General features: G+C 73.0%; 27 protein-coding genes. 12 read left to right on the plus strand and 15 right to left on the minus strand.

The features are described 5' to 3' along the window. Positions 1 to 28: 28 nt before the first annotated feature. Together ACIRD7_RS16385 and ACIRD7_RS16390 are read left to right on the plus strand one after the other, a co-directional pair. Positions 29 to 715 carry a class II aldolase/adducin family protein gene (locus ACIRD7_RS16385; RefSeq protein ID WP_403453504.1) on the plus strand — a complete coding sequence of 229 codons (687 nt, stop codon included), beginning with the start codon at positions 29 to 31 and terminating at the stop codon, positions 713 to 715. After that, positions 712 to 1,641 (plus strand): carbohydrate kinase family protein, encoded by a 930-nt coding sequence (locus ACIRD7_RS16390; RefSeq protein ID WP_403453505.1) that lies wholly within the window; start codon positions 712 to 714, stop codon positions 1,639 to 1,641. The genes ACIRD7_RS16385 and ACIRD7_RS16390 overlap by 4 nt, the downstream gene beginning before the upstream one ends. A gap of 12 nt (positions 1,642 to 1,653) precedes the next feature. Here ACIRD7_RS16390 and ACIRD7_RS16395 read toward each other — a convergent pair whose 3' ends face one another. After that, positions 1,654 to 2,013, minus strand: coding sequence for a VOC family protein (locus ACIRD7_RS16395; RefSeq protein ID WP_403453506.1), 360 nt, complete (start codon positions 2,011 to 2,013; stop codon positions 1,654 to 1,656). Positions 2,014 to 2,076: 63 nt separating this feature from the next. Then, on the minus strand, positions 2,077 to 2,814 hold the full coding sequence (locus tag ACIRD7_RS16400; RefSeq protein WP_403453507.1) for a DUF4232 domain-containing protein: 738 nt from the start codon (positions 2,812 to 2,814) through the stop codon (positions 2,077 to 2,079). 214 nt (positions 2,815 to 3,028) lie between these two features. Between ACIRD7_RS16400 and ACIRD7_RS16405 the strand changes: the two genes are divergently transcribed. After that, complete coding sequence (locus ACIRD7_RS16405; RefSeq protein WP_403453508.1) at positions 3,029 to 4,378, plus strand: helix-turn-helix domain-containing protein; 1,350 nt, start codon at positions 3,029 to 3,031, stop codon at positions 4,376 to 4,378. Between the two features lie 48 nt (positions 4,379 to 4,426). Here ACIRD7_RS16405 and ACIRD7_RS16410 read toward each other — a convergent pair whose 3' ends face one another. After that, complete coding sequence (locus tag ACIRD7_RS16410) at positions 4,427 to 5,305, minus strand: helix-turn-helix domain-containing protein (RefSeq protein ID WP_403453509.1); 879 nt, start codon at positions 5,303 to 5,305, stop codon at positions 4,427 to 4,429. A 144-nt stretch (positions 5,306 to 5,449) separates the two neighbouring features. On the opposite strand from ACIRD7_RS16410, the gene ACIRD7_RS16415 reads away from it, so the two are divergent. Further along, positions 5,450 to 5,665, plus strand: a complete 216-nt coding sequence (locus ACIRD7_RS16415) for a tautomerase family protein (protein ID WP_403453510.1) — start codon at positions 5,450 to 5,452, stop codon at positions 5,663 to 5,665. 41 nt (positions 5,666 to 5,706) lie between these two features. Here ACIRD7_RS16415 and ACIRD7_RS16420 read toward each other — a convergent pair whose 3' ends face one another. The 4 genes from ACIRD7_RS16420 to modA form a co-directional block, all read right to left on the minus strand. Next, complete coding sequence (locus ACIRD7_RS16420) at positions 5,707 to 6,126, minus strand: molybdopterin-binding protein (protein ID WP_403453511.1); 420 nt, start codon at positions 6,124 to 6,126, stop codon at positions 5,707 to 5,709. 120 nt (positions 6,127 to 6,246) lie between these two features. Beyond that, the gene (locus ACIRD7_RS16425) at positions 6,247 to 7,323 is read right to left on the minus strand and encodes an ABC transporter ATP-binding protein (RefSeq protein WP_403453512.1); all 1,077 of its coding nucleotides are present in this window, start codon (positions 7,321 to 7,323) and stop codon (positions 6,247 to 6,249) included. Next, a complete protein-coding gene (modB, locus tag ACIRD7_RS16430) occupies positions 7,320 to 8,183 on the minus strand; it encodes a molybdate ABC transporter permease subunit (RefSeq protein ID WP_403453513.1) in 864 nt (287 codons plus the stop codon). The genes ACIRD7_RS16425 and modB overlap by 4 nt, the downstream gene beginning before the upstream one ends. Continuing rightward, positions 8,180 to 8,995 carry a molybdate ABC transporter substrate-binding protein gene (gene modA, locus ACIRD7_RS16435; protein WP_403453514.1) on the minus strand — a complete coding sequence of 272 codons (816 nt, stop codon included), beginning with the start codon at positions 8,993 to 8,995 and terminating at the stop codon, positions 8,180 to 8,182. The genes modB and modA overlap by 4 nt, the downstream gene beginning before the upstream one ends. 262 nt (positions 8,996 to 9,257) lie before the next feature. Between modA and ACIRD7_RS16440 the strand changes: the two genes are divergently transcribed. Beyond that, positions 9,258 to 9,953 carry a type 1 glutamine amidotransferase domain-containing protein gene (locus tag ACIRD7_RS16440; RefSeq protein WP_403453515.1) on the plus strand — a complete coding sequence of 232 codons (696 nt, stop codon included), beginning with the start codon at positions 9,258 to 9,260 and terminating at the stop codon, positions 9,951 to 9,953. Between the two features lie 19 nt (positions 9,954 to 9,972). On the opposite strand, the gene ACIRD7_RS16445 is transcribed toward ACIRD7_RS16440, so the two are convergent. The 6 genes from ACIRD7_RS16445 to ACIRD7_RS16470 all read right to left on the minus strand — a co-directional run bounded on the left by ACIRD7_RS16445 (position 9,973) and on the right by ACIRD7_RS16470 (position 15,876). After that, the gene (locus ACIRD7_RS16445; RefSeq protein ID WP_403453516.1) at positions 9,973 to 10,368 is read right to left on the minus strand and encodes a molybdopterin-binding protein; all 396 of its coding nucleotides are present in this window, start codon (positions 10,366 to 10,368) and stop codon (positions 9,973 to 9,975) included. Between the two features lie 44 nt (positions 10,369 to 10,412). Continuing rightward, a complete protein-coding gene (locus ACIRD7_RS16450) occupies positions 10,413 to 11,390 on the minus strand; it encodes a TAXI family TRAP transporter solute-binding subunit (RefSeq protein WP_403453517.1) in 978 nt (325 codons plus the stop codon). Then, on the minus strand, positions 11,387 to 12,793 hold the full coding sequence (locus tag ACIRD7_RS16455) for an ATP-binding protein (RefSeq protein WP_403453518.1): 1,407 nt from the start codon (positions 12,791 to 12,793) through the stop codon (positions 11,387 to 11,389). Before ACIRD7_RS16455 ends, ACIRD7_RS16450 begins: the two co-directional genes overlap by 4 nt. 8 nt (positions 12,794 to 12,801) lie before the next feature. After that, complete coding sequence (locus ACIRD7_RS16460; RefSeq protein ID WP_403453869.1) at positions 12,802 to 13,461, minus strand: response regulator transcription factor; 660 nt, start codon at positions 13,459 to 13,461, stop codon at positions 12,802 to 12,804. Positions 13,462 to 13,478: 17 nt separating this feature from the next. Then, positions 13,479 to 14,816 carry an MFS transporter gene (locus ACIRD7_RS16465; protein WP_403453519.1) on the minus strand — a complete coding sequence of 446 codons (1,338 nt, stop codon included), beginning with the start codon at positions 14,814 to 14,816 and terminating at the stop codon, positions 13,479 to 13,481. 157 nt (positions 14,817 to 14,973) lie between these two features. Further along, a complete protein-coding gene (locus ACIRD7_RS16470) occupies positions 14,974 to 15,876 on the minus strand; it encodes an NADP-dependent oxidoreductase (protein WP_403453871.1) in 903 nt (300 codons plus the stop codon). A gap of 169 nt (positions 15,877 to 16,045) precedes the next feature. On the opposite strand from ACIRD7_RS16470, the gene ACIRD7_RS16475 reads away from it, so the two are divergent. Continuing rightward, entirely contained in the window at positions 16,046 to 17,350 is a 1,305-nt protein-coding gene (locus ACIRD7_RS16475) for a LuxR C-terminal-related transcriptional regulator (RefSeq protein ID WP_403453520.1), read from the plus strand. Positions 17,351 to 17,360: 10 nt separating this feature from the next. On the opposite strand, the gene ACIRD7_RS16480 is transcribed toward ACIRD7_RS16475, so the two are convergent. Both ACIRD7_RS16480 and ACIRD7_RS16485 read right to left on the minus strand, forming a co-directional pair. Beyond that, positions 17,361 to 17,561, minus strand: coding sequence for a hypothetical protein (locus tag ACIRD7_RS16480; RefSeq protein ID WP_403453882.1), 201 nt, complete (start codon positions 17,559 to 17,561; stop codon positions 17,361 to 17,363). A gap of 308 nt (positions 17,562 to 17,869) precedes the next feature. Beyond that, positions 17,870 to 18,559: a GAF and ANTAR domain-containing protein gene (locus tag ACIRD7_RS16485; protein ID WP_403453521.1), complete on the minus strand. Its 690-nt coding sequence runs from the start codon at positions 18,557 to 18,559 to the stop codon at positions 17,870 to 17,872. A 128-nt stretch (positions 18,560 to 18,687) separates the two neighbouring features. Here ACIRD7_RS16485 and ACIRD7_RS16490 point away from each other — a divergent pair, with 128 nt between their 5' ends. From ACIRD7_RS16490 to ACIRD7_RS16515, 6 genes are all read left to right on the plus strand, one after another. After that, positions 18,688 to 19,611, plus strand: a complete 924-nt coding sequence (locus ACIRD7_RS16490) for an aminoglycoside phosphotransferase family protein (protein WP_403453522.1) — start codon at positions 18,688 to 18,690, stop codon at positions 19,609 to 19,611. Between the two features lie 122 nt (positions 19,612 to 19,733). Beyond that, a complete protein-coding gene (locus ACIRD7_RS16495; protein ID WP_403453523.1) occupies positions 19,734 to 21,152 on the plus strand; it encodes an MFS transporter in 1,419 nt (472 codons plus the stop codon). A 122-nt stretch (positions 21,153 to 21,274) separates the two neighbouring features. Further along, the gene (locus ACIRD7_RS16500) at positions 21,275 to 22,069 is read left to right on the plus strand and encodes an SDR family NAD(P)-dependent oxidoreductase (RefSeq protein WP_403453524.1); all 795 of its coding nucleotides are present in this window, start codon (positions 21,275 to 21,277) and stop codon (positions 22,067 to 22,069) included. 142 nt (positions 22,070 to 22,211) lie between these two features. After that, a complete protein-coding gene (locus tag ACIRD7_RS16505; protein WP_403453525.1) occupies positions 22,212 to 22,388 on the plus strand; it encodes a hypothetical protein in 177 nt (58 codons plus the stop codon). Then, positions 22,385 to 24,550 carry an FUSC family protein gene (locus ACIRD7_RS16510; RefSeq protein ID WP_403453526.1) on the plus strand — a complete coding sequence of 722 codons (2,166 nt, stop codon included), beginning with the start codon at positions 22,385 to 22,387 and terminating at the stop codon, positions 24,548 to 24,550. The genes ACIRD7_RS16505 and ACIRD7_RS16510 overlap by 4 nt, the downstream gene beginning before the upstream one ends. After that, positions 24,547 to 25,671: a PP2C family protein-serine/threonine phosphatase gene (locus tag ACIRD7_RS16515; RefSeq protein ID WP_403453527.1), complete on the plus strand. Its 1,125-nt coding sequence runs from the start codon at positions 24,547 to 24,549 to the stop codon at positions 25,669 to 25,671. The genes ACIRD7_RS16510 and ACIRD7_RS16515 overlap by 4 nt, the downstream gene beginning before the upstream one ends. The last annotated feature ends 25 nt before the right edge of the window (positions 25,672 to 25,696 follow it).

Consider the following 25,696-nt stretch of genomic DNA (forward strand, 5'->3'; position numbering starts at 1 on the left):
GTTTCAGGTTTAGGCTAGCGTCGCGAACATGACAGGCTCAAGCTCGGCGCTGGGTCAGGAGCGCGCCGCCGTGGCCCGGGCGTGCCGTCGGCTGGGAGCCGAGGGGCTGCTGATCGGCACGGCCGGCAACGTCAGCGTGCGCGTGGAGGACCGTGTCGCGATCACCGCCACCGGCGCGGTGCTCGCCGAACTCACGGACGACCAGGTGACCGTGGTCGACCTGGACGGGAACGTCGTGGCCGGCCGGCTACGGCCCACGTCGGAGCTGGATCTGCACCTCGGCGTCTACCACCGCTACGGCGCGGGCGCGGTCGTCCACACCCACGCGCCGATGGCCACCGCGCTGTCCTGCGTGCTCGACGAACTGCCCTGCATCCACTACCAGTTGCTCGCCCTGGGTGGCTCGGTCCGCGTGGCGCCGTACGCCACCTTCGGCACACCGGAGCTCGCCGACTCGGTCCTGACGGCACTTCAGGGCCGCAGCGCCGCCCTGATGGCCAGCCACGGCGCGCTCACGCACGCCCCGACCCTGGACAAGGCCGTCGAGCACGCGCTGCTGCTGGAGTGGGCGTGCGGCGTCTACCAGCGCGCGGCCGCCCTCGGCACCCCCCGCGTCCTCGACGAGCACCAGCAACTCGCGGTCGTCGAGGCCGCGCTCGCCCGGAACTACGGCACCACCCACCCCGTACCACCCGTGCAGGAGGGAAACCGATGAAGGTCGTCACGCTGGGCGTGCATGTGCTGGACGTGCTGGTGCGGCCGGTGGAGGCCATACCCGAGGGACAGGGCGCGACCCTGGTCGAGGACATCAGGATGACCGCCGCCGGGACGGCCGGCGGCACCGCGCTCACCCTCGCCAAGCTCGGCGCCTCGGTGCACAGTGCCGGCGCCATCGGGTCCGACCCCACCGGCGACATGCTGGTCCAGCTGCTGGGCGCGGCTGGCATCGACACCACGCACCTGGTCCGCCGCACGGACACCGCCACCTCGGCGAGCGTCCTGCCCATCCGCCCGAACGGCGACCGCCCCTCGCTCCACCTCCTCGGCGCGAACATCACCTACGGCCCGGACGACGTGCCCTGGGACACGATCGCCGACGCCGCCCACCTCCATCTCGGCGGGCCCGAACTGATCGGCGTCGACACCGCCACGCGCATCCTGTCGTATGCCAAGGAGCACGGCGTGACCACCTCGGTGGACCTGCTCGCCCCCGGCGTGCTCGGCGGCTTCGAGCAGATCGAGGCGGCGCTGCCGTACATCGACCAGATGCTGCCCAACGAGGACCAGGTCCTCGGCTTCACCGGCGAGGGCGACCTGGTCGCGGGCGCGCGCAAACTCCTCGCCGCCGGGGCCGGCCTGGTGGCCGTCACGCGCGGCGGGGACGGCGCGCTGCTGGTGACCGCCGACGGCGTCGAGAAGGTGCCCGCCTTCGCGATCGACGTCGTGGACACGACCGGGTGCGGCGACGCGTTCTCGGCCGGCTTCGTGCGCGGCACGGGCCTGGGCCGGACGCCGTACGACTCCGCCGTCCTCGGCTGCGCGGCGGCGGCCCTGGTGGCGCAGGGCCTCGGCAGCGATCACGGGGACTTCGATCTCGCGGGGGCGGACACGTTCGCGGCGACGAACAAGCCGCGCGCCTGAGGCGAGCCGATTTCAGTCGTCGCGGTGGCTGACGAGGTTGAGCACATTGCCGTCGGGCGCCCGCACGAGGAAGCGGCGCAGACCCCACGGTTCCTCGGTGAGCGGGTGCACGATCTCGTACCCGCGCCGCAGTGCCTCGGCGTACGCCGCGTCGACCCCCGCTCCCACGCGGACCGACACGACCGCCAGTTCCGGCGCGGTGGCGTCGCGGGTCACGAGCTGGATCTGCGCCCGCCCGTCGGGCGACTGGTAGCGGGCGACCCAGCCCAGGTTCATGGCCTCGTGGCTGAGGCCGAGATAGCCCATGTAGAAGTCGCGTGCGACCGCGATGTCCGGGACGTGGAGGTTGGCGGTGATGCCGGTGGGCTCCATCGGGACTCCTTTCCGAGCCTGCCTGCCCCGCCCTCGACGCTACTGCCGTCCGGCGACCGGTGCTCAGTTGAGGGCCGTCTCCACGTCCGTCTGCCAGTAGCTGACGCTCAGAGCGCTGTCGTAGTAGACGCCCTTGGCCGACAGCGGCGGGGTCGCCGACGGGCCGCCCGAACTGTCGGGGGTCCTGCCCTGGAAGGCCACGGTGAGCTTGCGGCCCGTGTCACCGCCCGTGCCGCTGCCGTCGGCCGCGCTCAGCCGGACGCCCGCGTAGCCGGAGGCGCCCGGGTCCAGCATCGGCACGGCCTGCGGCTTGGTGTCCTCGATCGCCTGCGGCACCCACTGCATCTCGTCGAAACGGAGCACCGGGTAGTACAACAGGGCACACGGCTTCGAGCCGGTGTTGGTGACGGTCAGCAGCATGTGGTTGAGCGGGCGGGGGACCGGCTGGGCCGTGGTCCGGGTGTTGGACCCGTTGCAGATGGCCAGATCCTGCGGGTAGCCGTCGTCCCCGGCGCCCTGGCCGGTGCTGCCCGAGCCGCCGTCCTTCGGTGTCGACCCGCCCGGCTGCGCGGACTGGCCGGTCGACTGCCCGCTGCTCTGCCCCGACCCGGCGCTCTGCCCCGCCTGGTCCGACGCCTGGTCCTGGGTGGGCGTCGACGCCTGAGCGCTCGCGCTCGGCGTCCCCGACTGCGCGGCGCCCTCGTCGCGGGTGCCGGAGCCGTTCTGGCAGGCGGTGAGCGCCAGGGCGGTGAGGGCGGCGCCGGTGGCGGCGAGAAGGCGGGCGTGGCGGAAGGTGCGCATGGCTGATTCCTTGTCCGTGCAAAGGGCTGAGGCGCGTCCGCTCGACCGGTCGGCGGGAGCGGCGTGCTTGGATGACCAGAGCTTGATCCGGTTTCCGTCCCGGCCGCCATGGGTGACGGGCGATCAGGGACACTGGAACGGCTGAAGTACGTCTGACCTGGAGAGATGTCCGCCCCCTGGAACGGGGGAACGGGACGAGGGGGATGGAGGAACGGTGTCGGAAGGCACTGCGGGGGCCGATTTCGCGGCGCTGCTGCGGCAGTTGAAGGACCGCTCGGGGCTCAGCTACGGAGTCCTCGGCAAACGCCTGCACATGAGCACCTCGACGCTGCACCGGTACTGCAACGGGGATGCCGTCCCCACCGACTACGCGCCCGTGGAGCGACTGGCCCGGCTGTGCAAGGCCTCGCCGGAGGAACTGGTGGAGCTGCACCGCCGGTGGGTGCTGGCGGACGCGCTGCGGGGGAGGAAGACGGCGGGGGAGACCGGTGAGGGTGCCGTGGCCGGCGGGGTGTCAGCGGCGGGGGATCCGGGAGTACCGCAAGTCGCGGACACCGCCTCCGAGGACGCGACCGTGTCCGAGCCCGCCTCTGCCGATGTGACGGTGTCCGAGCCGGTCCCCGCCAACACCCCGGCACCCGTCCGGCCCTCGCACCCGGTGCGGCCCGGCCGCCACCCTCGCCGTCGTACCACCGCCCTGGCCGCCGCCGGTGTGGCCGTCGTTCTCGGCGCCGTCGCCCTGGCCGTGACCCTGCCCTCGGGCGGGACGCGGGACGACGGCGGGCGCGGCGGCCCGGTGGGTGCCGCCGCCTCGAAGGACGTGGCCGCCCCGCCGAGGAAGACCCCGTCGGAGTCCCCGTCGAAGAGCGCGGAGCCCGACGGCACGAACTCCCCGTCCCCCTCGGCGACTCCGACGAAGCCCGCGACCGAGGGCGCGGCCGGCCCGGCCGAGAAACCGGACGCGAAGCCTCCGTTCACCGTGAACACCCGTCCCTACAGCTGGGAACACCCCTGCGAGCAGCACTATCTGATCGACCGGCCCGCGTCCGCGGTCCGTCCGCCCCCGGTGGAGCAGGACGCGCCGGGCTGGATCGGGCGGTACAAGGCGGTGTCGGCCGGGGAACAGCTGGTGACGGTGACCGTGCAGGGCAGGGGCGGGGAGACGGTGGTCCTCGACAGCCTGAAGGTCCGGGTGGTCGACAGGGACACCCCGCTGGCCTGGAACGACTACGTCATGGGCGTCGGCTGCGGAGGCAACGTACCGCCCCGGCCCTTCACGGTGGCGCTCGACGGCGCCCAGCCGGCCGTCGTCGCCGGGGCGGGACAGCAGGACTTCCCCTTCACGGTCAGCGAGTCCGACCCGGAGGTCTTCCGGATCACGGCCGACGCCTCGGCGTACGACGTGAGCTGGTATCTGGAGCTGGCCTGGTCCAGCGGCGACCGCAAGGGCACGTTCGTCATCGACGACGACGGCAGGCCGTTCCGTACAAGTGGCAACAACGGGCGTCCGGCCTACGAGTTCCCGCTCGGCGGCGACAAGTGGCTCGAGTCCGTCAAGGGGTGAGGGACGACCTGATCGGGTGCGCCTCGGCCAGGTCGTCCTTCACCCGTCTCAGGCCGGCCGTCCCTCACCGGCCGCCGACATGTCCTGGCTCCCGACGACGGAGAGGAGTTCCAGGCGGGCCGCGCCGTCCGTGCCCGGTGGTGCCGTGAACCACAGCAGCCGCTGGTGGCCGTCCTCGCTGAGCAGGCTGTGGCAGTCCACCTCCACGATGCCGAGCGTGGGGTGGACTATCCGCTTGTGGTCGGCCCGGCGCACGGCCACGTCCCGGGTGTCCCACAGGGCCGCGAACTCCTCGCTGGAGTGCCGCAGCCGCGCCACCAGCCGGGCGATCTCGGCGTCCCGGCCGCGCCGGGCGGCCACCGCGCGCAGATCGGCGACGAAGACGGCGGAGTGGTGGGGATGGTCCTCGGGCGGATAGACGGAACGCGAGGACGGATCGGTGAACCAGCGGTACAGGAACCCGGCCGTGGGGCCGCCCGCCACCGGGACGCCGGTCGCCGGGTGCGCGCCGAGCAGGGCGGTGGCCAGTGCGTTGCGCGCCAGGGTTTCGTGCAGGGCGGTGATGACCATGGCGGGCGTCGTGGTGAGCCGGTCGAGGAGGCTCAGCAGGCCGGGCTCGACGTGGGCGGCCGGACCGTGTGCGGCCGGGGGGATGCGGCGGTCCGCCAGGTGGAACAGATGGTCGCGCTCGTCCCTGGTCAGCCGTAGCGCGCGGGCCAGGGCCGCCAGCGTCTGGTCGGAGGGCTGGGCGCCGCGGCCGCGCTCAAGCTCCGTGTAGTAGTCCGCGGACAACCCGGCCAGCTGCGCCACCTCCTCGCGGCGCAGACCGGGCACCCGGCGCCGGGGCCCGGCCGTCAGCCCGACATCGCGGGGCCGGACACGGGCGCGCCGGGACTTGAGGAACGCGGCGAGTTCGGAAAGGTCCACGCCGCCCATCCTGCCTTCCGCCGCCCCGCTCACCCAGGGGACGGCAACCCCAGGGTGGGCGCAGCCCTGGCCGCGGATGTGGCACCGGTCGAGGGTGGAGCCCGCAAGCACCCATTCCCGGAGCCGAGTCGAGGGAGCACCACCATGCCGTTCGCGAACTTCAAGGTCCCCGCCGGGACCCTCACCACCGAGCAGATGGAGCAGATCGTCACCGCCGCCACGGAGTTGTACGTCGGCCTGTACGGCGAGCGCGCCCGGGCCACCACGCTGGTACTCGTCGAGGAGGTGCCCGACGGCGGCTGGGGGATCGGCGGCGGGGCCCTGACCCTCGCCAAGCTCCAGCAGGAACCGGGGAGCTAGCGTTCGGTTCCCGGTTCCCCGGCTCGGACGGCGTTGCGGGCTCACGCGGTCGCGAGCGAGACCTCGGTCGACTTGAACAGGACGGTGACGGCGGAACCGGCCGCCAGGGCGAGATCGGCGACGGCGTCCTTGGTGATCGCGGCGGTCACCTCGCCGCCGTCGACCGAGACCCGCACCGAGGCCATGGCGGCGCCCGTCGCGACCTCGCGCACGGTGCCGGGCAGCCGGTTGCGGATGGACAGGCCGTCCACCGGTCCGGTGGCCAGCGCGACCTCCGTGGCCTTGATGAGGGTGCGTACGGCGGAGCCCGCCGTAAGCCCCAGGTCCTCCACGGCGTCGAGCGTGATGGCGGCGGTGACGTCCTGACCGCCGTCGAGTCGGACCTTGACCGTCGCCATCGCCTCTCCGGGGGTGACGGCGGTGACGGTGCCGGGGATCTGGTTGCGGATGCTCAGGCTCATGGTCGTACGCCTCGCATTTTGTGGGGGATTTGCCCTTTTTGGGAGTGCTGTGGGTCCACCGTAATCGGCCGGGGCAGCCGCTCGCCGGAACCCCCGTCACCGGCGCGAGGCGCCCGCCCGTCAGGCCGGGTAGGCGTGCGTCTGGGCCGCCTTGACCGTCGCCCACACCGTGGACCCGGGGCGGAGGTCCAGCTCGGCGGCGGCGAGCGTCGTGAGGTCGGCGGCCAGGGGCAGTTCGCCGGTCAGGGCGGCGCGGATCTGGTCGCCGTGCGTCTCCAGACCGGCGACCTCGCAGCGCCAGAGGTTGCGGGCGCTGGAGCCGGTGGGGCGGTCGCGGTGCAGGGTGACCGCGCCGGGCGGGAAGGCGACGAAGACCGGGCCGGTGAGGTCCTCGGTGGTCGTGATCGCGGGCCCGCCGTCCACGCGGACCGTGTGCCCCTCGGCCTCGCCCCGGTAGAGGTTCAGGCCGACCAGGTGCGCGATGTAGTCCGTGCGCGGATGCCGGGCGATGTCGGCCGGCGTGCCCTCCTGCACGACGAGGCCGTCCTCGACGACGACCAGCCGGTCGGCCAGCACCATGGCGTCCAGCGGGTCGTGAGTGACGAGCACGGCGACCGCCTCGAAGTCGGCCAGGTGGTGGCGGAGCTGGGCGCGTACGTCGAGGCGGGTGCGGGCGTCGAGGGCGGCGAGCGGCTCGTCGAGGAGCAGCAGGCGCGGGTGGGTGGCCAGGGCGCGGGCCAGCGCGACGCGTTGCGCCTGACCGCCGGAGAGGCGGCGGGGTCTGGCCCCCGCGTGCTCGGCGAGTCCCATGCGCTCCAGCCACTCGGCGGCCTGCGCGCGGGCCTCGGCCTTGGAGGCACCGTGACAGCGCGGCCCGAAGGCCACGTTGTCCAGGGCGGACAGATGCGGGAAGAGCAGGTAGTCCTGGAACACGACCCCGACCGGGCGGGACTCCGGCGGCGTACGGTCCAACTCCGCGCCGTCCAGTCGCAGATGGCCGTCGGTGAGCGGAACGAGACCGGCGAGGGCCCGCAGGGCGGTGGTCTTGCCCGCCCCATTGGGGCCGAGGAGCGCGACCACGTCGCCGGGCGCCGCCGTGAGCGCCACATCGAGGCGGAAGGAGCCGCGCTCGACCACGAGACGGGCGTCGAGGCCGGCCACGGCGGTGTCGGTGCGGACGGCGCGGATCTCGGTCATGAGGTGGTCATCCATCGGTCACGCAATCCGGCGAGCACCGCGATCGACACGGCGAGCAGCACCAGGCTGAGGGCGATCGCCGCCTCCGGGTCGTTCTGGAGCGCGAGGTAGACGGCGAGCGGCATGGTCTGGGTACGGCCCGGAAAGTTGCCGGCGAAGGTGATGGTCGCGCCGAACTCGCCGAGCGCCCGAGCCCAGGCGAGGACGGCACCCGCGGCGATGCCGGGGGCGATCAGCGGCAGGGTGACGCGGCGGAAGGCGGTGAAGCGGGAGGCGCCGAGCGTGGTGGCGGCCTCCTCGTAGCGGGGGTCGGCCGCGCGCAGGGTGCCTTCCACGCTGATGACGAGGAACGGCATGGCCACGAAGGCCTCGGCGATCACGACGCCGGTGGTGGTGAAGGGCAGGGTGACGCCGAACCAGGAGTCCAGCCACTTCCCGACGACGCCGTTGCGGCCGAGCGCCATCAGCAGGGCCACGCCGCCGACGACCGGTGGCAGGACCAGCGGCAGTGTGACGAGGGCCCGTACGAGACCACGTCCCGGGAACTCGACCCGGGCCAGCAGCCAGGCCAGCGGCACCCCGATCACCAGGCTCACCGCGGTCGCGGCCGTGGCGCAGAGCAGGGACAGCTGGAGCGCCTGCCACACCTCGGTGCTGGTCAGCAGGTCGGGCATGCTCCGCCAGGGGGCCCGGAGCAGCAGGGCGACGAGCGGCAGGACCAGGAAGGCGAGACCGATCAGCGCGGGGAGGAGAAGCGGCAGCGGGGCGCCGGTCCTCAGGCCACGGCGGCGCCGCGGGCCACCGGAGAGGGTGTCCGCGGCGCCTGTCTTGCCGAAGTGCGGGGACGACGGACGGCTCACGGCTTCAGGAACCCGGCCTCGGTCAGGACCTTCTGGCCCTCGGTGGACTGCACCAGCGCGACGAACGCCTTGGCGAGCTCGGGGTTCTGCGACTCCTTGAGCAGGGTGATCGGGTAGTCGTTGATGGCGTCGGCGGACTCGGGGAACTCCACGCCCTCCACCTTGTCACCGGCGGCCTTCACGTCGGTCTTGTAGACGACCGCGGCGTCGGCCTCCTTCAGCACCACCTTGTTGAGGGCGGACTTGACGTCCTCCTCGTAGGAGACCGGGGTGAGCTTCAGCTTGCTCGCGGTGAGGGCCTTCTCGGCTGCGGCACCGCACGGCACGGTCTTGTCGCACAGCACGACCTTCAGACCGGAGGCGGTGAGGTCCTTCAGGGAGGCGACCTTGTCGGGGTTGCCCGGCAGGGTCGCGATCTCCAGCTGGTTGCGGACGAACGTGGTCGGCTCGGTGGCGTTGCCCTGGGCGTCCGTGACGATCTTCATCGTCTTGGGGCTGGCCGAGGCGAAGACATCCGCGGGAGCGCCGCCGGTGATGCTCGCGGCGAGGGCGTCGCTGCCCCCGAAGCTGAAGGTCACCTTCGTCCCCGGGTGCGCCTTCTCGAACTCCTTGCCCAGCGTCGTGAAGCTCTCCTTGAGCGAGGCTGCGGCGAACACGGTCACCTCGCCGGACAGCTTGTCCGAGGCGGAGGTCGAAGGGGAGGAGTCCGATTTCGCGGCGGAGTCCGAGCAGGCGCTCAGAGCCAGCAGGGCGGCGGCACTCACGCCGGTCATCTGCAGCGTCCGACGGGTCCGGCGCGCGGAACGGGTCATCACGGGTCCACTCCCTCTGGTCCTGCTGGTCCTGACGGACGCAATCAGCTGCAGATGATAGTGCCGCAGATGCGAGGTGAAAGTCTCCTGTCTCATCGCATGAGCAGCCTACGTCGGCTGTGGGCATGGCATGTGCGTTCCTACGGAGGTGCGGGCTCGGGCCGGACCCCTGAATGCCCCTTCATTGGCGTGGGAACTTGAGCGGCCCTAGTTTCGACACCACCGGCCCCAGAGGCACAAGAAGAGAAAGCGAGACAGAACCATGTCGAAGATCCTTTTCGTGTTGACCGGTGCCGACCACTGGACGCTGGCGGACGGGACCAAGCACCCGACCGGCTTCTGGGCCGAGGAGGCCGTCGCCCCCTACGAGGTGCTCACGGCCGCCGGCCACGAAATCGTCGTCGCCACACCCGGGGGCGTCGTACCGACCCTGGATCAGGTCAGCCTGGCCCCGCAGTACAACGGTGGCGAGGAGGGTGCGAAGAAGATCGCGGACGCCCTCGCCTCGATCGGTGAGATCCAGCGACCCATCAGGCTGGAAGACGTCGACCTCGACGACTACGCCGCCGTCTTCTACCCCGGCGGCCACGGCCCGATGGAGGACCTGGCCGTCAACCCCATCTCCGGCAAGCTCCTCGTCGACACCCTTGCGTCGGGCAAGCCGCTCGGCGTGGTCTGCCACGCCCCGGCCGCCCTGCTGGCCGCCACCCGGGAAGACGGCGGCAACGCCTTCGCCGGCTACCGGCTCACCGGTTTCAGCAACGCCGAGGAGACCCAGGCCGGTCTGGCGGCCAGGGCGAAGTGGCTGCTGCAGGACCGGCTGGTCGAGGTCGGCGCCGACTACCAGGAGGGCGAGCCCTGGGCGCCGAACGTCGTCGTCGACCGGAACCTGATCACCGGTCAGAACCCCGCCTCCGCCCGTCCCGCGGCGCACGAGATCCTCAAGAAGCTGGCCTGACCCGCACCCCGCGGGGGTGTCAGACGCGGTCGATGTGCACGTTCGTCGACTTCACCCGGGCGGTGGCCTCCATCCCGACCTCCAGCCCCAGTTCCTCCACGGCCTCCCGCGTCAGCAGCGACACCAGCCGGTGCGGGCCGGCCTGGATCTCCACCTGCGCCGCCACGTCACCCAGCTTGATCGCGGTGACGATGCCGGGGAAGGCGTTGCGGACCGAGGTGTAGGAGGCGTCCTCCTCACCGCCGCCGCCCTTGGCCAGCTCCACCGAGAAGGCGGCCAGGTCCTTGCCGTCGATGAGCCGCCTGCCGCCCTCGTCGCGATGGGTCGCCACCCGCCCCGCGTCGGCCCACCGTCGCGCGGTGTCCGGACTCACGCCGAGCAGCCGTGCCGCCTGGCCGATCGTGTATGCCTGCATGCAGGCCAAGATAGTCAGCCGCGGGGCGACAGCCGGGCATGCCTCTATCCGTGCAGCTCGCGATAGGCCAGGACCGCCCCGGGATGCAGGGGCACGGCGCCCGTCGAGATCAGGCTTCGGGCGTCGAGGAACTGCGTGCCCAGGGCCGTGGCCGGAACGAGATGCGTGGCGCGGCGGACCAGGACGTCGGTGAGGGCGGCGGCCACGGGCGTGGGCAGGTCGGGGCGGCACAGCAGGAGGTTGGCCACGCCGATGGTGGTCACCTCGGGCGCGCCCCGGTACGCCCCGGCCGGCACGGTCACCGCCTCCAGTCCCGGTCCGGAGCGGTCCGTGCCGGGACGCAGGCGGGGGAGCAGGTCGGCCAGCGGCAGGAGGCGGATGCGCCGCCGGGTGTCGAGTGCGGTGAGCGTCGGCAGCGGAATCCCGCCCGAGACGAGCAGGGCGTCGATCGAGCCGTCCCGCATCGCCCGTACCGCCCGCGGCAGCAACAGGCGGCGGACCCGCACGTCGGTGCCCGGCGTCAGCCCCGCGGCGCGCAGCAGGCGGTCGCCGAGCACGGCACCCCCGGACGCCGGGGCGCCCAGCGACACGGTGCGCCCCGCCAGATCGGCGACCGTGCGGATCGGTGTGTCCGCGGGCACCGCCAGCTGCAGGTAGTTCTCGTAGACCCGGCCGATCGCCCGCAGCGGGACCGGGCGGCCGAACGGCGCCGACCCGGCCCGCGCGGCCCACGCGATGTCGGCCAGGGCCAGCGCCACTTCGGCCCGCCCCGACTGGAGCAGCCGTATGTTGGCCACGGTGGCCTCGCTGTTGATCACCTCACACGACAGCCGGGGATAGGCCGCCGTCACCTGCTCGGCGAGCAACCGGCCGAACGCCGCGTAGAAGTTGCCCGCCTCGCCGGTCGCGATCCGCAGCCGGCCCTGCGGGCCGCGGTCGGCATGCCGCGCGTCGGCCGTGGCAGCCGTGAGCAGTCCCGCGCCCGCCAGCCCGAGGGCCGTACGACGGGTGGGGCCGGTCATGGTGTACGCCCCTGCTGCCGCTCCGCGCGCGGGAGTACGACCCTGACCCGCAGCCCATGGGGTTCGACCGGCGCGAACTCGACATGTCCGCCGCGCCCGCCCGCCAGTTGTTCGGCGATCGCCAGGCCCAGCCCGCTGCCGCGCACCTCCCGGTGGCGCTCCGAGCGCCAGAAGCGGACGCCGGCCTGCGGGAGTTCGGCCGTGCCGAGCCCCGGGCCGTCGTCGCGCACCTCGAACACCGCGTCGGGGCCGTCGGCGAAGCAGCGCGTCTCGACCCGGGCGCCCTGACCGCCGTACTTGATCGCGTTGTCGAGCAGGATGTCGGCGACCTGGGCCAGTTCGGCCTCCGTGCAGGCCGTCAGGACCGGGGGACCGGGCACCGGGTCGAGGCGGACTCCGGCCTGTTCGGCGACCGGCTGCCACAGCTGTGCCTGGGCGGCGGCGACCGTCACCGCGTCGCAGCGGGCCTCCGCCACGTCCGTCACGGCCAGCTCTCCGGCGCGGTGCTCGGCGTTCGCGAGGGCCAGCAGGTCGTCGAGGAGGTGCTCCATGCGTTCCAGCTCGGCCGTGACGCCCGTGTACGTGCGGGTCGCGGACTCGGGCAGGCGCGGCTGGAGGGAGTCGATGCGCAGGCGCAGCGCGGCCAGCGGGTTGCGCAGCTGGTGGGAGGTGTCGGCCACCAGCCGGCGCTGCTGCTCCAGGGCCGTGCTCACCGCGTCGGCCATGCGGTTGAAGCCGGTGGCCAGCTGACGCAGTTCGGGCGGCCCGCCCGCCCGCGCGTGCTCGGCCGGCAGCCCGGCGGCCAGCGCGCCGACCGCCCGGTCCAGGCGGTGCAGGGGGCGAACCACCCAGCGTGTGGCGGCGCGGGCCAGCAGGACGCAGGCCACCGCGAACAGGCCCGCCCCGGCCAGGACAAGCGCCCAGCGCAGCGCGATGTCGTCGGCGGCGGCACGCACCGACGCCCGCAGCACCACCGCGCCGGACACCCGGGTGCCGGTGCCCACCGGGCGGGCGAGCAGCCTGTCACCGCGCGACCAGGGGCGCAGCGTGCCACCGGGTGCCGCCCGCTGGTTGCGCAGTGCCGCGTCGACGAGGCGGGCGACGGCCGGGTCCGCGGCGCGCATGCCGCCGGTCTGCACGACCGGGGCGCGACGGGTGTCGACGACCACGACCGCCTCGCCGTAGAGCTCGGAGTACCGGGTGACCTCGGCGGTCAGCACGCCGGTGTCGCCGCTCTCCGCGGCCTGCTCGGCCAGCCCGGCGAACCGGTCGAGGTCACCGGTGCGGGCCGCGACGAGCTGCTCGGTGCGCTGGGTGGCGGTGACACCGAGCAGGGGCACGGCGAACCCGGCCACCGCAAGCACCGCGAAGGCCAGGACGACGGTCAGCACCCGGGTCCGCATGGCCGGAGTCAGCCGCCGAACCGGTAGCCGAAGCCACGGATGGTCGTCAGCGCCTCGGGCCGGCCGAGCTTGGCCCGCAGCTGCGTGAGATGGACGTCCAGCGAGCGGGACACCGCCAGATAGGCGTCGCCCCACACCTCGTCCATCAGCTGCTGGCGGCTGACGGCCGTACCGGCTCGGGCCGCCAGCGCGGCGAGCACCGCGAACTCCTTCGTGGTCAGCCGCACTTCGGCGCCGCCCACCGTCACCCGCCGCGCGTCGAGATCGACCTCGACGTCACCGGCGCGCACCGTGCGCGCAGCCGTCGCGGCCGGGGTGGCCGCCCGGCGGGTGACGGCCTCGATCCGGGCCAGCAGTTCCGCCAGCCGGACCGGCTTGACCAGGTAGTCGTCGGCGCCCAGGCGCAGCCCGCGCACCACCGACCTTTCGTCGCCCCGTGCGGTGAGCACGACCACCGGGAGCCCGCTCACCGCACGCAGCTTGCGCAGCACCTCCAGGCCGTCGAGGTCCGGCAGTCCGAGGTCGAGCAGCAGCAGGTCCGCCTGGCGGTGGCGGGCGAGGACCTCCTCGCCGCGCCGCACCCGGGTGGGAAGATGACCGTGCTCGTACAGCACCTCGGTCAGGGCACCGGCCACCCCGTCGTCGTCCTCGGCCAGCAGCACGTGCACGGTCGCCACCCTCCCGGTCAGTCCTTGGCCTCGCTCTCCAGCGGCGATCCGTCCGACGTCTCGCGCATTCGAATGTAGACGAGCAGCGAAATCAGGACACAGGCGGTGACGTAGTAGAAGTACCAGCTCTCGTGACCGGCGTCCTTGAACCACAGGGCGACGTACTCGGCGGTCCCGCCGAACAGGGCCACGGTCAACGCGTACGGCAGACCGACGCCCAGCGCCCGGATCGACGTCGGGAACAGCTCGGCCTTCACCACCGCGCTGATCGAGGTGTACAGGGAGCTGACGGCGAGCGGACCGACCATGAGCAGGAACGCGTACACGGGATCGCTGGTGTGCGACAGGAGGGTCAGCGAGGGCACCACCACGATCGCCCCCAGCACACCGAACCCGATCAGCATCGGACGCCGCCCGATCCGGTCGGACAGCAGCCCCATGACCGGCTGGAGCAGGACGAACACCAGCAGTGCGAAGAAGTTGATCCAGGCCGCCGTCGGCTTGGCGATGCCACTGGTGTTGACCATGAACTTCTGCAGGTACGTCGTGTACGTGTAGAAGAACAGCGTGCCGCCCATGGTCAGGCCGACGACGATCAGGCACTGCCTGGGGTACGACAGCAGCATGCGCAGGCTGCCCCGAGCAGGACCGGAGCCCTCCTCGCCCTCGGCGGCCGCGCGCTCGAAGCTCTCCGACTCGTCCATGCCGCGCCGCAGCCACAGCACGACGATCGCCCCGGCGGCACCGACGACGAACGCGATTCGCCAGCCCCACGACTCCATCTGCGTGCCGCTGAGCAGCTGCTGGAGGATGATCTGGAGGCCGAGCGCGGTCAGCTGGCCGGCGATGAGGGTGACGTACTGGAAGCTGGAGTAGTAGCCGCGCCGGCCGGGCGAGGCGACCTCCGACATGTAGGTCGCGGACGTCGAGTACTCACCGCCGACCGACAGCCCTTGCAGCAGTCGCGCCGTGACGAGCAGCACCGGCGCCACGACGCCGATCGCGTCGTACGACGGCGTCAGCGCGACGATCAGCGAGCCGGCCGCCATGAGGGTCACCGACAGCGTCAGCGCGGCCCGCCGCCCCCGGCGGTCGGCGTAGCGGCCGAGCACCCAGCCGCCGATCGGGCGCATCAGGAACCCGACGGCGAACACGGCCGCGGTGTTGAGCAGTTGGGCGGTCTGGTCGCCGGACGGAAAGAACGCCGCGGCGAAGTACACGCTGAACGCGGTGTACGCGTACCAGTCGTACCACTCGATCAGGTTGCCGATCGATCCGCGCACGATGTTGCTGACGACTCTGCGCTCGCCGCGGCGCGACTCCCGCGCGCCCGCGGTCGTGGTCTGTGTGGCCATCGAGAACTCCCTTGTCTGAGGCCCGGGAGCACACAGAGTCGACGGCACGACAGAGCGGTTCAAGATCGCGAACGAAGTCCTAACAGTCCCTTAGGACAAAGCCGCCGCACGGGGAGGGGAGCCGGTCGAACGGACCGCCTTCGACCGGCAGAGCCCGTCAGGGCACCAGGATCAGCTTCCCCGGCACGTGCCCCGCCTCGCTGCGCGCGTGGATCTGGGCGGCGTCGGCGAGCGGACGGGACTCGGCGACGCGGATCCGCAGGTGCCCCTGCGCGGTGAGCCGGGCGTGCTCGGCGAGGGTGTCCGCGGGGTGCGTGCCGCCCTCGTGGAAGGTGACGCCGAGCTCCCCGGCCTGAGGGTCGGCGATGGTGACGACGCGGTCGGTCGTCCCGCGCAGCTCGACGGAGACGGGCAGATCGCCCGCGCCGGCCGCGTCGAACACCGCGTCCACCCCCTGCGGGGCCACCGCCCGGACCCGGTCGGCCAGCCCCTCGCCGTAGGTGACGGGCACCGCGCCGAGCGCACGCAGGTGGTCGTGGTTGCCGGGCGACGCGGTGCCGATCACGGTCACGCCCCGCGCCACGGCCAGCTGCACGGCGAGCGAACCCACCGCGCCCGCGGCCCCGTGCAGCAGCAGCGTCTCGCCTGGCGCGAGCCCGAGCAGGTTCAGCACACTGTCCGCCGTCTCACTGGCCACGGGCAGCGCGGCGGCCGTCTCCCAGTCCAGTCCGGCGGGCTTGGCGGCGAACCGGCGCAGCACGGCGTACGGCGCGTAGGCGCCGCTCTCCGTCCAGCCGAGCACGTCGTCGCCCACCGCGACCCCGGTGACGCCCTCGCCCACCTCGTCGACGACTCCGGCCGCTTCGATGCCGGGGATCGCGGGGAAGGCGGCGGGGCCGAAGGCCGGGAGCCAGCCGCGCCGGATCTTGTGGTCGATCGGGTTGACCGCCGCGGCCGCCACCCGGATCCGCACCTGGCCGGGGCCCGCGTGCGGTTCCTCGATCTCCGTGAGCCGCAGTACCTCGGGGCCGCCGTACTCGTCGTAGGTGATCGCCTTCATGTCACTCATCCTCATGGTCGGTAACCGTGCGGCCCGCCGTGCCGGGCGGACCGTGAACAACGGCTCCATGGTTGAGCGGCACTCCGGGCCACCCGGCTGTCCTTTCGGCCGGTTCCGGCCCGCCGAAGGAACAGGCCGCCCGGGAAAGCGGCTGGTTACGGTGGGACGCATGGACCTCACCGCAGCAGTCGACGTGATCCGCGCACCGCTGAGCGAGATACTGCCGAGGCTCTCCGCCGCGCTCGACGCGCAGATCCCGCACTCGGCGGTGGCCGAGCTGGCGAGCAACTGCCCGTACTCGCCGTTCAAGACCCACGGCGAGTCTCCCGGCCGGCCCGGATCCGCCATCACCACCGGCGACGTGGAGGCGGCGCGGGGGCACGTCGCCGGCCGCGGCACCTGGCACGGGCGGGTCCGGATGGCGGGCGCCGAGGTCCCGGTGCTGGTGCTCGGCAGCGATATGACCGAACGGGGCGCCTGGCTCGTGCTCGTCCGCACCGACGACACGCCCGTCCCCGCCGACCGGCTCGCCGCCGCTCAGGCGATGTGGGACCTGGTGACCGCGCACCGCGAACGCATGGTCATGGAGGCCGTCCCGGGCACGCTCGGACCGTCACGGGCGGCGGCCGCGGCCCGCGCGGCGGCCATCGCCGAACTCGACGACGCCCATGGCGCCTCGCTCAGCGCCCTCCTCGACGTCCTGCGCCGGCGCGACCTCGACGACGCCACGGCCCGGTCCCGTGCCATCGAGCTGGCCTCCCTGGCCATGGTCGACCTGCGCAGCCACGGCGAGCGCGACCAGGCCCTGGTGGAGGAGCGGACGGACCACGCCTTCGCCCGGCTCGCCGACACGCTGCGCCCGTTGCTGCGCGCCCGGGGCGTACGCCTCGACCTGGGCACCCCCGGCGCCGAGGAGGGCGCCGACCGGGTGCTGCCCGCCGACGTGTCCCACACCGCCCAGGCCGTGGTCCGCGCCGTCGTCCACGCCGCCCTGGACGACCAGGGGCCCGGTCCCGGGCCGGGCGACGCCGGGGACGACCAGCGGGTACGGCGGGTCCACATCGCCTGGAAGGCCGACGCCGGGGAACTGCGCGCCACCGTACGGGACGACGGGCCCGGCATCCTCTCCCGTGCAGCGCTGGACCGACGCCGGGTCGGGGAGCGCCTGTCGGCTCTGGGTGGGCGGGTCGACCTCGACGCCGTGCCCGGCTGGGGCACGACGGTGACCGTCCGTGTGCCGCTGGCGCCGCCGCAGACCCCGCGCGAGGACCCGCTCACCGCGCTGGGCGAGCGGGAACTCGAGGTGCTGCGCCATCTTGCGCGGGGCCGCCGCAACCGGGACATCGCGCAGGAGCTGCACATCAGCGAGTCCACGGTGAAGTACCACGTGGCCAACATCCTGGAGAAGCTGGGCGTCGCCTCACGCGGTGAGGCGGCCGCCCTCGCCCATGAGTGGGGCGCCGCCGCTGGGTGAGCTCATCGGCTCAGCACCTGCGGTCGCCGCGCAACTCCAGGCGCTCTCGGGCCGCGCGCACCTGCCCGCCGAGCTTCGCCTCGTGGGAGCGCCGGTGCTTGCCGAAGCCCTGTCGGGGATCCTTGCCGGTGCCGGTCAGGCTCTTGGTGACGTCCTTGGCGGACAGCTGGGCGACGGCAGCGGGCGTGGCCGTATGGGCGCGTTCGCGCATGGGACTTCCTCTGGGGGTACGAAGGGTCTGCGGGCGGGCGGCGATGACGGCGGCAGGGGCCGTGCCCGGACTCAGAGGAAGTAGAAGAAAGCCATGCGCCTACCTTGGCAACACGAACCGTCTCGTCTCCATTGGATTTCTCCAGCAGTCGGCGTGAGGCGACAGTTCAGGGGCGTCGGCCCGAGTGAAAACGACGGTGAGGGGGACTTGGCGGTAAGGCCGGGCTCAGCGGCGTTCCCCGTGGGGGCTGGTCCGGCCAGGCTCCTCCGGTTCAGACCGTGAGCCGGAGGAGCCGCGGCTCCGGTCGGTCAGGACAGGGCGCCGCGCTCACAGATCTGCCGCGCGACCTCGCGGAGTTTGACGTTGTTCTCCTGCGAGTAGCGGCGCAGCACGTCGAAGGCCTCGTGCTCGCTGAGGTTGTGGGAGCCCATGAGAATGCCCATGGCCTCGCCGATCATGTGGCGGGTGGCGACGGCGTGCTCCATCTGCGCGTGGGCGCGGGCGCTGGAGAAGGCGACCGCGGCGTGGGAGGCCAGTAGCCAGCCGGCCAGTTCGCTGGCCTCGGTGAAGGCGCCCGGCCGATGGGAGTAGAGGTTCAGCGCGCCGAGGTCCTCGTCCTCCGTGTACAGCAGGAAGCCCATCATGCTGCCCACGCCGAGCCGGCGCGCCCGCGGGGTGAAGTCGGGCCAGCGCGGCTGCTCACGGGTGAAGTCCCTGATGCGGAAGACGCGCTCGCCGTCCTTGGTGTTCGCCGCTTCGAAGCACGGGCCCTGGTGCAGCCGCTCCTGCAGTCGGTCGCTGTCCACGACCAGGTCATGGGTGGGTGCCAGCGTCTGGACCTTCTTGCCCCGCAGCACCAGGATGCCGGCCGCGTCGCAGCCCTCCACCAGGTCGGTCGCCGAGTCGGTGATCCGCTCCAGAGTGGCGTCGACCGACTCCTGCGAAAGAAGATCGCGAGCCAGCGACGCCATCTGCTGCGCGAACCGAGACCAGTCCATCGCGTACTCCATCTCTCGGTACGCCCCGGTCGGGCCCTCTTCCCAGCATGGCACGTGGGATGCGCGGTGCCCTGCCGCGGTCCGATACCTTGCGGCGCACACCGCGCAGCCGAGCGAAGGGAACCGAGGTGAGCCCGTTGGAAGCGGCCGAGGTGCCGCCGTCCCTGGCCAGGTCGTACGCCAGAGCCTTCGGCGACGAGGGGCGCGCCTGGATCGCCGCACTCCCGGCGCTCGCCTCCGAGGCGTTGGACCGCTGGGCACTGAGCAGGGACGGCGCGGCGGCATCCGGGGAGGCCGCGCTGGTGCTGCCGGTGCTGCGCAAGGACGGCACCCCAGCCGCCCTCAAACTCCAGATGCCCAGGGAGGAGACCGCCTCCGCACTCATCGGGCTGCGCGCCTGGAACGGCGAGGCCGCGGTACGCCTGCTCGACCACGACCCCGAGGGCGCCGGCATGCTCCTGGAGCGCCTGGACGCCACCCGCTCGCTGGCCTCGGTCGAGGACGACGACGTCGCCATGGGCATCCTCGCCGAACTCCAGGCCCGCCTGGTCCGCGTCCCCGCGCCACCGGGGCTGCGCGGCCTCGGCGGCATCGTCACCGAGATGCTGGAGCGCGCCCCCGAGGCGGCCGCGGCGTTGCCCGACCCAGCGGCGCGGCGACTTCTGCGCACCTGGGCCGCCGCCGTGGCCGAACTGGTCGACGAGCCCGGCGACCGGATGCTGCACTGGGACCTGCACTACGACAACGTGCTCGCCGCCCGGCGTGAGCCCTGGCTCGCCATCGACCCCGAGCCCCTTGCCGGGGACCCCGGTTTCGACCTGTGGCCCGCCCTGAACAGCCGTTGGGACGACCTGGTCTCGAGGGGCGATACCCGGCACGTCGTACGCCGCCGCTTCGACCTGCTCACCTCGGTCCTCGACCTGGACCGGGCCCGGGCGACCGGCTGGACGCTCGGGCGGCTGCTGCAGAACGCGCTGTGGGACATCGAGGGCGGCGAGCCCGCCCTCGACCCTTCGGCCGTCACGATTTCGGAGGCGCTGATCGGCCGGTGACGTGACACGCGTCCTTGGTCGCTTCGGCGTGAGTGCGAGGGATCTATCCGCCGATATGTCCGATAGATCCTTTACTCTGGCCGTCGATACAGGACCTCCGTGGACGGGATGGAGTTGAGGCCGTGGCCTTCGGGGAGTCGGCCGGCGACGGGGGAGCAACGACCCCCTCCCAGCCCGCCCCCGAGCCGGAACGGCGCGCCTGGGCACCGCTGTTGGCGGTGTGCGCCGGCTACTTCATGGTGATCCTGGACGTGACGGTCATCAACGTGGCCGTGCCGGTGATCGGCCGGGAACTGTCGGCCTCGCTCACCGGCATCCAGTGGATCACCGATGGCTACACCCTGGTCTTCGCCGGATTCCTGCTGACCGGCGGCGCGCTCGGCGACCGGCTCGGCAACCGCCGGGTCTTCTGCTCCGGCGTCGGTGTGTTCACGGTGTCCTCAGCCGCGTGCGCACTCGCGCCGAACGCCCCCTTCCTGGTGGTGGCCCGCCTGGTGGAGGGGCTCGGCGCGGCCCTGATCGTGCCCGGCTCCCTCGCCCTGCTCCAGCAGGCCTATCCGGCGCCCGCCGCACGCGCGCGGGCCTTCGGGCTGTGGGGTTCCATGGCCGGCATCGCCGCCTCCGCCGGCCCGCTGCTCGGCGGGCTGCTCGTCTCCACGGTGGGCTGGCGCTGGGTGTTCCTCATCAACCTGCCCGTCGGCGCGGCCTGCCTCGCCCTCACCCTGCGGCACGTCGGCCGTTCGCCCAGGCGTGCCGACCGGGCCCTGGACTGGCCGGCGCAGTGCGCCGTCGTCGCGGCCGTGGCACTGCTCACGGCGGCCCTCAACGAGGCCGGACGACGGGGCTGGTCCGATCCCGCCGTTCTCGCCGGGCTGGGCCTGGCCGTGCTCGCCGCCGCGTCGTTCGCGCTGCGCGAGCGGCTCGCCCGGTCACCCGTCCTGCCGCTCCAACTGCTGCGCTCGCGCGCGATGAGCGGCGGCGCCGTCATCGGCCTGCTGTTCAACTTCGGCTTCTACGGCATGGTGTTCACCGCCAGCCTGGACTTCCAGCACCAGCGCGGCTACAGCGCCCTGGAAACCGGCCTCGCGCTGTTCCCGGCGGTGGCCATGACGATGTTCGCCTCCGTCCTGTCCGGGCGGCTGACCCGTCGTACCGGTGACCGTCCGCTGGTGATCTCCGGCATGCTCCTGGCCGCGCTCGGGCTGGCCGGCTGGGCCGCGGCGGGCGACGACCCCGCCTACGCGCTGCTGGTCGCCCCGATGATGGCCGCGGGATTCGGTACGTCCTTCGCCCTCACCGGTTCGACGGCCACCGTGATGAGCGCCGTGTCCCCGGCCTACTCGGGCACCGCCTCCGCCCTGTTCAACACCACTCGCCAGATCGGCAGCGCCACCGGCGTGGCGCTGGGCGGCAGCCTGCTCGCCACCGCGTCCGGCCCTGGCACCGGCCTGCGCACCAGCATGGCGATCGGCGCGCTCGCCTATCTGACGGCCGCGGTCCTGGCGTACCTCTGCGTCCCCGCGAAGCGGGAGAGCGCCTAGGAAGCTGGTTCGCCGCCGCCAGTTGCGCGCGTGTATTGACCGCGTGAGCTCGTAGTGGGTGTGCGCAACTAATCTCTCGGGTACTCGTCGATCACATCCACACGCGAGAGGGGCTGCCGGGCATGCAGATCGATCTGAAGGGCCGCACCGCACTGGTCACCGGATCCACCCAGGGCATCGGCGCGGCGATCGCCGTCGGCCTGGCCCGATCGGGCGCCCGCGTGGGCGTCAACGGCCGCAACCCGGAACGTGTGGAGCAGGGCGTCGCCGCCCTCGCCCGGCAGGTGCCCGGCGCCGAATGGGTGCCGGTGCCGGCGGACGTGTCCACGCAGGAGGGCGCCGACACGGTGGCCGAGAGGCTGCCGGACGTGGACATCCTCGTCAACAACCTCGGCGTCTTCGGCGCCGCCGACCCGCTGGAGATCAGCGACGAGGAGTGGCGGCGCTACTTCGAGGTGAACGTCCTGTCCGCCGTCCGCCTCACGCGGCAGTTCCTGCCCGGCATGACCGAACGCGGCTGGGGACGCGTGCAGTACATCGCCAGCGACTCGGCGATCGTCACCCCGGCCGAGATGATCCACTACGGCATGTCCAAGACGGCGCTGCTCGCGGTCAGCCGGGGCTTCGCCAAGCAGGCGGCCGGCACCGGAGTGACCGTGAACTCCGTCATCGCCGGGCCCACCCACACGGGCGGAGTGGAGGACTTCGTCTACGAACTCGTGGACCGCGACCTGCCCTGGGACGAGGCCCAGCGCGCCTTCATGCGTCAGTACCGGCCGCAGAGCCTGCTGCAACGGCTGATCGAACCGGAGGAGATCGCGAACATGGTGGTCTACCTCAGCTCCGACCAGGCCTCCGCCACCACCGGCGGCGCCCTGCGCGTGGACGGCGGCTACGTCGACTCCATCCTGCCGTGACCGTGACCGTGACCGCGCCCCCGCTGACGTAGGCAATCGTCGGGCTGCGGTCCCCGCGGCGGCGCCCGACAATGGGCGGTGATCGCATGCCCGGCCCGGCCACGACGCCGGGGTGGCGCGTCGGCCCGAGAGGAACGTGCTCATGCGCGCTGAGTCTTCGCAGGCCGCGCGGGCCGCGTACGTCGCGATCCTCCGCCTCTCCGGCGCGGTCCTCCTGGCCGCTTGCGCGCTCGTCATGGCCGTACGCCACCGGCTCGTCCTCCTCGGCGGAGTCCCGCCGCTCGGCGCACGGGAGCCACGAGGCGGGCGGGTGCCGTGACGGGCCCGGCGGAGCGGAACCTGATCCTGTACCGGGCGGTGCGGGTGACCCTCGCCGCGTCGGCGGGCTTCTACACCTTCGAGTACGGCTTCGACGAACCGGTGCCGGCGCTGTACTCCCTGTTCGCGCCGATCTCCCTCGGCCTGCTGTCCCCCATCCCCGGATCCGGGCGGCAACGGGCCGAGGTGATGCTGAAGGCGCTGCCCGTCGGCTGGCTCCTGGTGGCCCTCGGGACCGTGCTGGCGGTCACGACCTGGGCGGCCGTGCTCGGCATGCTCGTCGTGGGCTTCCTCCTCGCCTTCGCGGCGATCGCGGGCCCACGCCCGGCCGGCGCGGCACCGGGACTCCAGCTCTTCTACATCCTCGCCTGCTTCCCGCCGTACGAACCCGACACGCTGTGGCTGCGCCTGGCGGGCCTCACCTTCGGCGTGGTGCTGCTCGCGCTGGGGGAGTTGTTCCTGCTGCCCCAGCCACCGGACCCGACCTACCGGACGACTCTCGCCCAGGCCCTCGCGACGGCGGGCGACACCATCGCGGGACGCACCAGCCTCACTCCCCAGGACCTGAGGGAGGCCGGCGCGCGACTGCGCCTGTCCAGCCTCCCGCCCGCCGAACGCCCCGCCGGCCCCGGACGGGCGGTGCGCGGCCAGGCGCAGGCGGGGGCCGCCGCCCGCAGACTGCTGGAACAACTGGCCCATCTGGTCGAGGACGACGAGCTGCACGAACTCGTCCGGTACAGACCCGGGGCGGACGAGCACGGCACGAGCCGCGCCGACCCGGCCTCCGGATCGCTGCTGACGCAGGTGGTGTCCCTGTGCGACGAGACCGTCGCCGCCCTGCACACCGGCCGGGCCGCCCCCGGCCCGCAGCGGATGGACGAGGCCATCGACCGCTTCCAGCAGGCGCGCCTCCGCCAGGCGACGGAGTCCGCCGACCAGGAACCGCCGGTGGCGGTACTGCGCCGGCAGGCGGCGCTGGTGAGCATCGCCGAGTCGGTGCGCATCCTGGAGATCTCCGTACGGGTCGCCCTGGACGGCCGGCGCACCCCGCCCATCGAGCCGAGGGAACTGTTCTGGTACACCCGGGCCGCCACGCCCCGCCTGTGGGAGCGGCGGATCACCGGCAACATCACCCTGCGTTCGGTGCAGTGCCAGAACGCCGTACGGATCGCCGTGGCACTCGCCGCCGCCCGGCTGGTCGCCGGTTCGCTCGACCTGAACCACGGCTTCTGGGTGCTGCTGACGGTGCTGACGCTCAGCCGGACCACCGTCGTGGAGACCTGGTCGGTCATCCGGCAGGCCGTCACCGGAAACCTCGTGGGCGCCGTGGCCGCGGGTGCCTTGCTGATCGGCCTCGGAACGCACACTGACGCCTACGCCGCGATCCTCGCGCCCGCCATGCTGATCGCCTTCTCGGTCGGGCCCCTGCTCGGCCTCGCCTGGGCGCAGGCCCTGTTCACGCTCGTGGTCTCCACCGCCTTCGCCCAGATCGCGCCGGTCTCCTGGCGCATGGCAGAGGCGCGGATCGTGGACGTGGTGACCGGCAGCGCCATCGGTCTGCTGTGCGCGACGCTCGCCTGGCCGGCCGGCGCCCGCAGAGAAGTACGCCGAACCATGGCCGGCCTGCTGCGGGAATGCGCTCCCCTGATCAAGGGCACCGTCGACATGCTGACGGCTGTGCCGCCGGGCTCGGTCCCCGCCCCGTCGACGCTCGCCGTGCTGCACCGGCTGCGTCTCGCCGAGTCCGCGTACCTCCAGTTCCGCAGCGAACCGCGCCGCGACACACCCGCCGGCGTCGACTGGCACGCCGTGCTCATCGCCGCCAACCTCATCCTGATCGGCGCTCAGTGGCTTCCCCGCTTCGACCTGCCGACGGCCGCGCTGCCCCGGGAAGCCGCGGACCGGGCCCACGCCGGAGCCCGCGCGCTCGCGGAGACCACCGACCGGCTGGCCGCCCTGTGCGCGGGTGACCGGCCGCCGCCGCGAGGCGACGAGCGGGCGCCGACCCTGCCGACCGGGTTGCCGCTGCCCGCCCTGGTCGACCTGGACGTGTGGCTGCGCAGCCTCACCCGCCAGCTCGCCCGGATCGAGGCCGGCCTGCCCGACGCGCTCCTGAAGGCCGGAGCCGGCCCCGGCGAGCCCGGAGGACGGGGCGCACCATGACCGGCCCGCCCCTGCGCCCCGAACTGCGACCACCCACACCGCGCGGGTGGGTGTGGTGGCTGCCCCTGATCGCGGTGGTCGCGGACGTGGCCGCGGAACTGATCGTCAGGGGCCGCGAACCGGTGAGCTTCATGCTCATCGCCGTACCGCCGCTGGCCGCCGCGACACGTGGCCCGCGGGGCACCGCCCTGTCGGCGGTGGTCTGCCTGGGGCTCGAACTGTGGATGGCCGCCCGCCGCCCCGGCCACTTCGACGAGGCACACCACGTCGCCGCCTACATCGCCACGCTCCTCATCGGCATCGCCAGCGTCGCGCTGGCCCGGCAGCGGGAGCGGACCCGGCAGCACCTGATCCGGGCCAACTCGGTCGCCGAGGCGGTGCAGCGGACCCTGCTGCGTCCCGTACCGCGCACGCTCGGTCGGTTACGGGCCGCCGGGTTCTACGAGGCGGGCGAGGGCGGCACCCTCGTCGGCGGCGACCTGTACGACGTGTGCGAGACGCCCTTCGGGGTGCGGGCGATCATCGGCGACGTCCGCGGCAAAGGGCTGGACGCTGTCCAGACGGTGGCCGCGGTCCTGGGCAGCTTCCGGGTCTCGGCCCACGAATGGCGCAGCCTGAGCAGTCTGGCCGACCGGCTGGAGCTGAGCATCGCCCGCAACAGCCCGGCCGGCGACAACGGGGACCCGGAGCTCTTCGTGACCGCCCTGGTGCTGGAGTTCCCGCCCGACGGCAACGAGGTGAGGATCGTCGACCGCGGCCACCCCCCGCCTCTGGTGGTCGGCCCGCAGGGCGCCCGACGGCTCATGACGGCCCCCGGACTGCCCCTCGGCCTGGGCGGACTGAATTCGGACGAGGACGACACGACGGTGCACCGGCTCGATCCCTCCGAGGTGCTGGTCCTGCACACGGACGGGGTGAGCGAGGCACGCGACGCCGACGGCGTGTTCTACCCGGTCCTGGACCGGCTCCGCGAACGCTTCGCCGGCCAGTGCGCACCCGACCCCGAGACGGTCGTGTCCTTCGTCCGCACCGACGCGGAACGCTGGTCGGCCGCGTCCGACGACGACGACCGGGCCGTCCTCGCGCTCTCCCTGCTGAGGATCAACACGCGGGAGGGATAAGGGATGGATGCGCAGCGTTACTCTA

This window comes from Streptomyces sp. NPDC093568 (genome assembly GCF_044764945.1).
Classification (GTDB): Bacteria; Actinomycetota; Actinomycetes; order Streptomycetales; family Streptomycetaceae; genus Streptomyces.

Bases quoted from the DNA above. Each gene is read 5' to 3' on its own strand.
- ACIRD7_RS16445 (WP_403453516.1), bottom strand. From the start codon at position 10,368: ATGCAGGCATACACGATCGGCCAGGCGGCACGGCTGCTCGGCGTGAGT.
- ACIRD7_RS16395 (WP_403453506.1), bottom strand. From the start codon at position 2,013: ATGGAGCCCACCGGCATCACCGCCAACCTCCACGTCCCGGACATCGCG.
- ACIRD7_RS16420 (WP_403453511.1), bottom strand. From the start codon at position 6,126: ATGAGCCTGAGCATCCGCAACCAGATCCCCGGCACCGTCACCGCCGTC.
- ACIRD7_RS16480 (WP_403453882.1), bottom strand. From the start codon at position 17,561: ATGCGCGAACGCGCCCATACGGCCACGCCCGCTGCCGTCGCCCAGCTG.
- ACIRD7_RS16415 (WP_403453510.1), top strand. From the start codon at position 5,450: ATGCCGTTCGCGAACTTCAAGGTCCCCGCCGGGACCCTCACCACCGAG.
- ACIRD7_RS16505 (WP_403453525.1), top strand. From the start codon at position 22,212: ATGCGCGCTGAGTCTTCGCAGGCCGCGCGGGCCGCGTACGTCGCGATC.
- ACIRD7_RS16440 (WP_403453515.1), top strand. From the start codon at position 9,258: ATGTCGAAGATCCTTTTCGTGTTGACCGGTGCCGACCACTGGACGCTG.
- ACIRD7_RS16385 (WP_403453504.1), top strand. From the start codon at position 29: ATGACAGGCTCAAGCTCGGCGCTGGGTCAGGAGCGCGCCGCCGTGGCC.
- ACIRD7_RS16515 (WP_403453527.1), top strand. From the start codon at position 24,547: ATGACCGGCCCGCCCCTGCGCCCCGAACTGCGACCACCCACACCGCGC.
- ACIRD7_RS16470 (WP_403453871.1), bottom strand. From the start codon at position 15,876: ATGAAGGCGATCACCTACGACGAGTACGGCGGCCCCGAGGTACTGCGG.
- ACIRD7_RS16455 (WP_403453518.1), bottom strand. From the start codon at position 12,793: ATGCGGACCCGGGTGCTGACCGTCGTCCTGGCCTTCGCGGTGCTTGCG.
- ACIRD7_RS16465 (WP_403453519.1), bottom strand. From the start codon at position 14,816: ATGGCCACACAGACCACGACCGCGGGCGCGCGGGAGTCGCGCCGCGGC.
- ACIRD7_RS16485 (WP_403453521.1), bottom strand. From the start codon at position 18,559: ATGGACTGGTCTCGGTTCGCGCAGCAGATGGCGTCGCTGGCTCGCGAT.
- ACIRD7_RS16500 (WP_403453524.1), top strand. From the start codon at position 21,275: ATGCAGATCGATCTGAAGGGCCGCACCGCACTGGTCACCGGATCCACC.
- ACIRD7_RS16390 (WP_403453505.1), top strand. From the start codon at position 712: ATGAAGGTCGTCACGCTGGGCGTGCATGTGCTGGACGTGCTGGTGCGG.
- modA (WP_403453514.1), bottom strand. From the start codon at position 8,995: ATGACCCGTTCCGCGCGCCGGACCCGTCGGACGCTGCAGATGACCGGC.
- ACIRD7_RS16475 (WP_403453520.1), top strand. From the start codon at position 16,046: ATGGACCTCACCGCAGCAGTCGACGTGATCCGCGCACCGCTGAGCGAG.
- ACIRD7_RS16425 (WP_403453512.1), bottom strand. From the start codon at position 7,323: ATGACCGAGATCCGCGCCGTCCGCACCGACACCGCCGTGGCCGGCCTC.
- ACIRD7_RS16400 (WP_403453507.1), bottom strand. From the start codon at position 2,814: ATGCGCACCTTCCGCCACGCCCGCCTTCTCGCCGCCACCGGCGCCGCC.
- ACIRD7_RS16450 (WP_403453517.1), bottom strand. From the start codon at position 11,390: ATGACCGGCCCCACCCGTCGTACGGCCCTCGGGCTGGCGGGCGCGGGA.